The following is a 2,679-nucleotide window of genomic DNA, read 5'->3' as shown; positions in this document are numbered from 1 at the left end:
TCACTCCTCGATACTAAGCGCAGCAATATCCTCCATGGGCGGGCAGGGTAGATATACGCGGAGTTAGACCGTGACGCCGAGACGCGTCGCCAGCGCGCGCGAGTCGCGCTCGACCAGCCGCCCGCCGTGAGTCACCAGCTCGGCCGCAAGGTTGCGTGCCAGCGGGTGGCAGCGCATCGACTCCTCGGACACCGATGCCGCGGTGCGCAGCGCGCCGAGCGTGCCGAACCAATCCCGGCCGTAGCTGGACGCCCGTGCCACTTCGAGCCACAGGCGCGCCCGCCGGTCGACGCTCGGCATCGAATCCGGATCGACGATGCTCGCCGCATCCAGCGCGCCGCCCGACTTGCGCAGCTCGACTTGCACCGACACCGCGCTGATCTCTGAATTCGCGACACCGAAAAGCGTCCACGGGTGCGTGCGCTCCGGACCGAGCGCGCGCGCCATCGCGAGGCCCTGGTCGATCCCGCGCAGCGCGTCACCCTCGTGCCCGACGCGCGCCGCGGTGATTGCGCCGTGCAGTTGCATCGCGCCCCACATCGCGCGGGCGTCCTCGTCCTCGTCGAGGCGCGGATCGAGCAGCGACACCGCGTCCTGCGCCAGCCGGTACGCGTCGTCCTCGCGGCCGGTCGACCGCCACACATTCCCGAGCACCCACGACGCTGCCGCGAGCGTCACCGGATCGTCGGCGATCTCAGCCTCGGACATGCACCGGTCGGCAGCGAGCCACAACAGCGGCGCGTCAGCGACCCACGCGAGCACCTGCTCGGACAGCGCGTACGCACCGGACAGCGCGGCTGCGGCGGCGCGGCGCTCCTTGCCGGTCAGCGTGCGCCGGGCCCGACGGCCGTCACGGATCAGCTGGGGCAGCAGCGCGCCCGCATCCGCCCGCGGCGTATCCGAGGTGTGCCACAAATGCCACGCCCGGTTCACCCGCGCCTGTAGCTCGGCGGGCGCTACCGGGGACGGTACGGGCGCGAGGTCGACCTCTTCGATTGCTTCCCGGATGGCCGGCACTACGGGGTGTCCGGCACGGCGGGATACGCCGACGAGCAACGGGTGATCTCCTGTGATCTCGGTCAGGTCCCGCACGCCGAGCGCCTGCCCGATCTTGAGCAGCATCTCGAGGCTCGGCGGGTTCGCCGATCGGCCGGGCCGCTCGATATCGCGAAGCCACTCATCGGACTTCCCTACGAGACCGGCCACCACCGCCCGTGTCTTACCGGAGCGCGTGCGGATGGACTGGATGCGCTCACCGATAGCGCGAGCGGCGAAATCTGAATCTGAATGCGGCATATCTGCCTGCTCTCTTCGCGGGTGTGGCCGTCTTCGCGAAGCCCCCGGCCCGTCGACCGGGGGCGATTCCTCCGCGAAGAGGTCACACCAGGATAGGTCCACTGGTGCTCCTGGGCCAGGACGAAAGGTGGTGGGAATTCCCCCACCTCACGTGGTGGGGCACGAGCACCACGCGGATGGTTGCCCGGCGACAAGACTTTCGTCACGTCGCGCCGTCGGGGCGCTGTCATCCCCAATGCCACCCCCGACGGCGTGACCCTCCACCCACTTCCACGGGGGTAGCGCTATGGCTGCATCACCAGAAATGGCGGCGCTCATCGCCGCCGACGACGACCTACTCGACCGCGCCTCGCTGATCACCAGCTGGCAGCACGAGGCACCCGACGCGCCGTTCAGCGTCACCCGCGCGCATCAGGCGTGGCAGCGGCATTCGCGCTGCTCGCTCGATCACTGCGCCCGAAAGCGGGCGGCCTGCCGTGTCCTCGTCGATGCCGGGCGCATGGTGCTCGACGAGCGCGCCGCGAGGTCCCTCCGGTGACCGGCGACCTTTCCCACTTCGACCAGCAGCTCGGCGACGAACTCGCCGACCAGATGGCCGCGGGATGGTTGCAACACGACGACGGGTCCTGGTGGGCGGTCGACGACTACGGCCAGCTCCGCCAGATGACATCCGCACCCGTCGACGAGGATCTCCACGCGGATGCACAGGCAGCGCTCGGCGCCGTCGGCGATCCGATCGACGTCGTGCCGCTGTCCGTCGCAGATACCGAGGTGCACCCGGTCGCGGTCGACGACCACGCACCCCTAACCAGGTGCCAGCGGTGGACGCTCGAATCGCTCGCCGCGGTGGCGCCGACGCGGATGCAGGGAACCACCGTCTACGAGCTCGCCGCGCTACTGAGCCACGACGTTCGCCAGACCGGCGTCTACCTCGGCGAGCTGCACCGGCTGCGCCTCGTCCAGTACCGGGAGTACGCGGGCGGGCTGCTGTGGTGGGTCAACGACGCCGGACACGCCGCCTCGAAACCTGTCCCATCCAAACCGAGTCGAGAGGAGGTGAAAGTGCATCAGCTCGCATCCCCGGGCCCCGACGGCAACGCGGGCGCCATGGGCGGCAACTCTGGTGCGGACGTCAATGGCGATCCCGCCCGCACAGAGATCGCGTACGGCCCCGGCGGTTGGAAGTCGGCGAAGACCAGCGGACTCGCCGCGATCGACCGGTACAACAGCTGATCAGCTGCACTGATTTGCGAGCACGCCCCGTCGAATCCCTCATCGGCGGGGCGCGTTTGTGTCGTAACGCTGTGCTATATCCCGGCGATCATCCGGCCAACACCCGCACACTTCCAGGGGGAAGCGATGACCCAGCCGCCACCGCCGCCG

3 protein-coding genes are annotated in these 2,679 nt (G+C 69.5%); 2 read left to right on the top strand and 1 reads right to left on the bottom strand.

What is annotated here, in order from left to right:
* Nucleotides 1-63: 63 nt before the first annotated feature.
* On the bottom strand, nt 64-1,296 hold the full coding sequence (locus V8688_RS31765; protein ID WP_342802362.1) for a helix-turn-helix transcriptional regulator: 1,233 nt from the start codon (nt 1,294-1,296) through the stop codon (nt 64-66).
* Nucleotides 1,297-1,582: 286 nt separating this feature from the next.
* Here V8688_RS31765 and V8688_RS31760 point away from each other — a divergent pair, with 286 nt between their 5' ends.
* Together V8688_RS31760 and V8688_RS31755 are read left to right on the top strand one after the other, a co-directional pair.
* Complete coding sequence (locus V8688_RS31760) at nt 1,583-1,834, top strand: hypothetical protein (RefSeq protein WP_342802361.1); 252 nt, start codon at nt 1,583-1,585, stop codon at nt 1,832-1,834.
* Nucleotides 1,831-2,529 carry a hypothetical protein gene (locus tag V8688_RS31755; RefSeq protein WP_342802360.1) on the top strand — a complete coding sequence of 233 codons (699 nt, stop codon included), beginning with the start codon at nt 1,831-1,833 and terminating at the stop codon, nt 2,527-2,529. Before V8688_RS31760 ends, V8688_RS31755 begins: the two co-directional genes overlap by 4 nt.
* The last annotated feature ends 150 nt before the right edge of the window (nt 2,530-2,679 follow it).

The sequence above is a fragment of the Nocardia sp. No.11 genome (genome assembly GCF_038752175.1).
Classification (GTDB): domain Bacteria; phylum Actinomycetota; class Actinomycetes; order Mycobacteriales; family Mycobacteriaceae; genus Nocardia; species Nocardia canadensis.
Note: the sequence above shows the minus strand (reverse complement) of the source record. Positions and strands in the feature narration are given on the sequence as shown.

Bases quoted from the DNA above. Each gene is read 5' to 3' on its own strand.
- V8688_RS31765 (WP_342802362.1), bottom strand. From the start codon at position 1,296: ATGCCGCATTCAGATTCAGATTTCGCCGCTCGCGCTATCGGTGAGCGC.
- V8688_RS31760 (WP_342802361.1), top strand. From the start codon at position 1,583: ATGGCTGCATCACCAGAAATGGCGGCGCTCATCGCCGCCGACGACGAC.